We start from the raw sequence: 3,259 nt of genomic DNA on the forward strand, positions 1-3,259 counted from the left end.
ATGTTGCTCAACCTGTTCAATGAGATGCGTGCAGCCAAGGTGCCGGTGTCGGTGCGCGAGCTGCTCGACTTGATCAATGCGCTGAAACAGCGCGTGGTCTTCGCCGACATGGACGAGTTTTACTACTTGGCCCGGGCAATCCTGGTGAAGGACGAACGGCATTTCGACAAGTTCGACCGGGCGTTCGGCGCCTACTTCAATGGCCTGGAAAAGCTCGACAACCACCTTCANGCGCTGATCCCCGAGGACTGGCTGCGCAAGGAGTTCGAACGCTCGCTGACCGATGAAGAGCGCGCGCAGATCCAGTCCCTCGGCGGCCTGGACAAGCTGATCGAAGAATTCAAGAAACGCCTGGAAGAACAGAAAGAGCGCCATGCCGGCGGCAACAAGTGGATCGGCACCGGTGGCACCAGCCCGTTCGGCTCCGGCGGCTACAACCCGGAAGGCATTCGCGTCGGCGACGCCGGCAAGCGCCAGGGCAAAGCGGTGAAAGTCTGGGACCAGCGCGAGTACAAGAACCTCGACGACCAAGTGGAACTGGGCACGCGCAACATCAAGATCGCTCTGCGCCGCCTGCGCAAATTCGCGCGCCAGGGTGCGGCCGAAGAGCTGGATATCGACGGCACTATCGACCACACCGCCCGCGACGCCGGGTTGCTGAATATCCAGATGCGCCCGGAGCGGCGTAACACCATCAAGCTGTTGCTGCTGTTCGACATCGGCGGCTCGATGGACGCCCATGTAAAGATCTGCGAAGAGCTGTTCTCGGCCTGCAAGACCGAGTTCAAGCACCTGGAGTACTTCTACTTTCACAACTTCGTGTACGAATCGGTGTGGAAGAACAACCAGCGCCGCACATCGGAGCGCACCTCCACCCAGGATTTGCTGCACAAGTACGGCGCTGACTACAAAGTGATTTTTATCGGCGATGCGTCGATGGCGCCCTACGAAATCACCCAGGCCGGCGGCAGCGTCGAGCACTGGAATGAAGAGCCCGGGTATGTGTGGATGCAGCGGTTCATGGAGAAGTACAAGAAGGTCATCTGGATCAACCCATATCCGAAAGATACGTGGGGCTATACGTCGTCGACCAATATTGTGCGGGACTTGATTGACGACCAGATGTACCCGCTGACGTTGCGGGGGTTGGAGGAAGGGATGCGGTTTCTTTCCAAGTAATCTCGGTTGCCTGTACTGACGCCATCGCGGGCAAGCCCGCTCCCACAGGATCAGTGTTGTTCACACATTTTGTGAACACCATTTCCCCCTGTGGGAGCGGGCTTGCCCGCGATGCTTTTAGCGGTCTGAAAATCGCTGCAAATACTTGACCTGCTCCCGATGCGCCACCTCCTGCACCACCGGGCGCAANCGCACCTTCTCCCCTGGCAAGCACTGCGCCAGCCGCGCCAGCGCCAACGGCGTCAACGCGCCCAATCGCGGATAGCCACCAATGGTCTGCCGGTCATTGAGCAACACAATCGGCTGCCCATCCGGCGGCACCTGGATGGCCCCCAGCGGAATGCCCTCAGAGATCAACGAGGNGCCCTGGTACTGCAACGCCGTTCCCAGCAAGCGAATGCCCATGCGATCGGCACGGCTGTCGAGGGTCCAGACGCTGTTGAAGGCGTCGAACAGACTTTGCCCGCTGAACTCGCCAATCTGCGCGCCGAGGACCACATCCAGTGGCGAATCGACTTTGAAGTCCGGCCGGTGTTCTGCCGGTAACTCCCGCAGCAATAACAGCGCACTCCCGCGATAGCTCAACGGTGCCCCTTTGGCCAAGGCCCGGCCCATGCCATCCAGCCCGCCAAGTTCTTCACGGACCACCGTCGCGCTGCTGCCCAACACCTTTGGCGCGTCGAACCCGCCGGGCGCCGCCAGATAAGCTCGCGCCCCGAGCAGCGGCTGAGTGAATTGCAATCGCTGGCCCTTGTTCAGCCGGAAACTGCGCCACGGCGCCAATGCCTCGCCATCCACTCGCGCGCCCAAGTCCGCCCCGACCAGCGCCAACACGCAATCGTCCTCGGCCACCACGCTGAAGCCGCCGAGGGTGATTTCAATCACTGGCGCATCCAGGCCATTGCCCAGCAACCAATTGGCCCACGACATCGAGCGCCAATCCAGCCCACCGCCCTGGGTCACGCCCAGGTGCCGCACGCCAAAACGGCCGGTGTCCTGCAACAGGCACAGCGGCGTGCTGGCCTCGATCAACAAGCGGCTCATGCCTGGGCCTCCAATGGCGTGTCGTCACCGCCCAGGTTGATGAACTCCGCATGGCTGACCGCTTCAAAGCGCACGGTGTCACCCGGTTGCATCAGGCTGTAGCCGTCGCGGTCGCGGTCGAACAGCTTGGCCGGGGTGCGGCCGATCAGGTTCCAGCCACCGGGGGATACCATCGGGTAGGCGGCAGTTTGCCGTTCGGCAATGCCGACACTGCCGGCGGCCACCTTTTTGCGCGGCGTATTCAGGCGCGGCGCGGCGAGCACTTCTTCCACCAGCCCCATGAAGGCGAATCCCGGCGCGAAGCCCAAGGCGAACACCTGATATTCGCGCTCGCTATGGCGGCGGACCACCTCGTCCACCGACAGCCCGCTGCGCTGCGACAACAGGCTCAACTCCGGACCGACGCTCAAGTCATACCAGACCGGCAGCACATGACATTTGCCGCCGGTGCTCGCGTTGGGCGACAGGTCAATCAGCGCTTCGGCGATCAATTCCCGGGCCTGAGCCGGACTCAACGCGGTCAGGTCGTAATGCACCATCAACGTCGTGTAAGACGGCACCAGATCGATCAGATGCCCGGCGAACGCCGCGCGCAGATTTTCGCTGGCCGCCAGCATCCACGGCATGTTGGCTTCGGCAATTTCATCGAACAGACGCACCATCAGGCAATCCAGCGCCACCACCTCAACCCGCGGTTTCATGGTGCGCTCTGCTGATCAAGTGCTTCGCGAATCCGGCGCACCGCCGCCACCGAACTGGCGTTGTCGCCGTGGACGCACAGGGTGTTGGCCTGCAAGAGCAAGGCGCTGCCGTCGCTGGCGGTCAAGGTGTCGCCACGGGCGATGGTCAGCGCTTGCTCGATAATTCTTTCGGGATCGTGGTGCACCGCCCCCGGCAGTTGCCGCGAAACCAACATGCCGGCACTGTCGTAGGCTCGGTCGGCGAAGGCTTCGAACCACAAGGTCACGCCGTACTCATCGCCCAACGCCTGGGCGGCGCTGTTGTCGCGGGTGGCCAGCAGCATCAGCGGCAAGTC

General features: G+C 62.3%; 4 protein-coding genes. 1 reads left to right on the top strand and 3 read right to left on the bottom strand.

Features of this window, described 5'->3' with window-relative positions:
• Positions 1 to 1,179, top strand: coding sequence for a vWA domain-containing protein (locus B7L09_RS09515; protein ID WP_094468618.1), 1,179 nt, complete (start codon positions 1 to 3; stop codon positions 1,177 to 1,179).
• A 117-nt stretch (positions 1,180 to 1,296) separates the two neighbouring features.
• Here the strand turns inward: B7L09_RS09515 and B7L09_RS09520 are convergent, their stop codons facing one another.
• The 3 genes from B7L09_RS09520 to B7L09_RS09530 all read right to left on the bottom strand — a co-directional run.
• Positions 1,297 to 2,223 (bottom strand): 5-oxoprolinase subunit C family protein, encoded by a 927-nt coding sequence (locus B7L09_RS09520; protein WP_094468619.1) that lies wholly within the window; start codon positions 2,221 to 2,223, stop codon positions 1,297 to 1,299.
• Positions 2,220 to 2,924: a 5-oxoprolinase subunit B family protein gene (locus B7L09_RS09525; RefSeq protein WP_094468620.1), complete on the bottom strand. Its 705-nt coding sequence runs from the start codon at positions 2,922 to 2,924 to the stop codon at positions 2,220 to 2,222. Before B7L09_RS09525 ends, B7L09_RS09520 begins: the two co-directional genes overlap by 4 nt.
• The coding region (locus B7L09_RS09530) for a LamB/YcsF family protein (RefSeq protein WP_176457681.1) at positions 2,921 to 3,259 on the bottom strand (339 nt) is incomplete at its 5' end. The genes B7L09_RS09530 and B7L09_RS09525, both read right to left, overlap by 4 nt.

This window comes from Pseudomonas mandelii, assembly GCF_002251635.1.
GTDB lineage: Bacteria > Pseudomonadota > Gammaproteobacteria > Pseudomonadales > Pseudomonadaceae > Aquipseudomonas > Aquipseudomonas mandelii_B.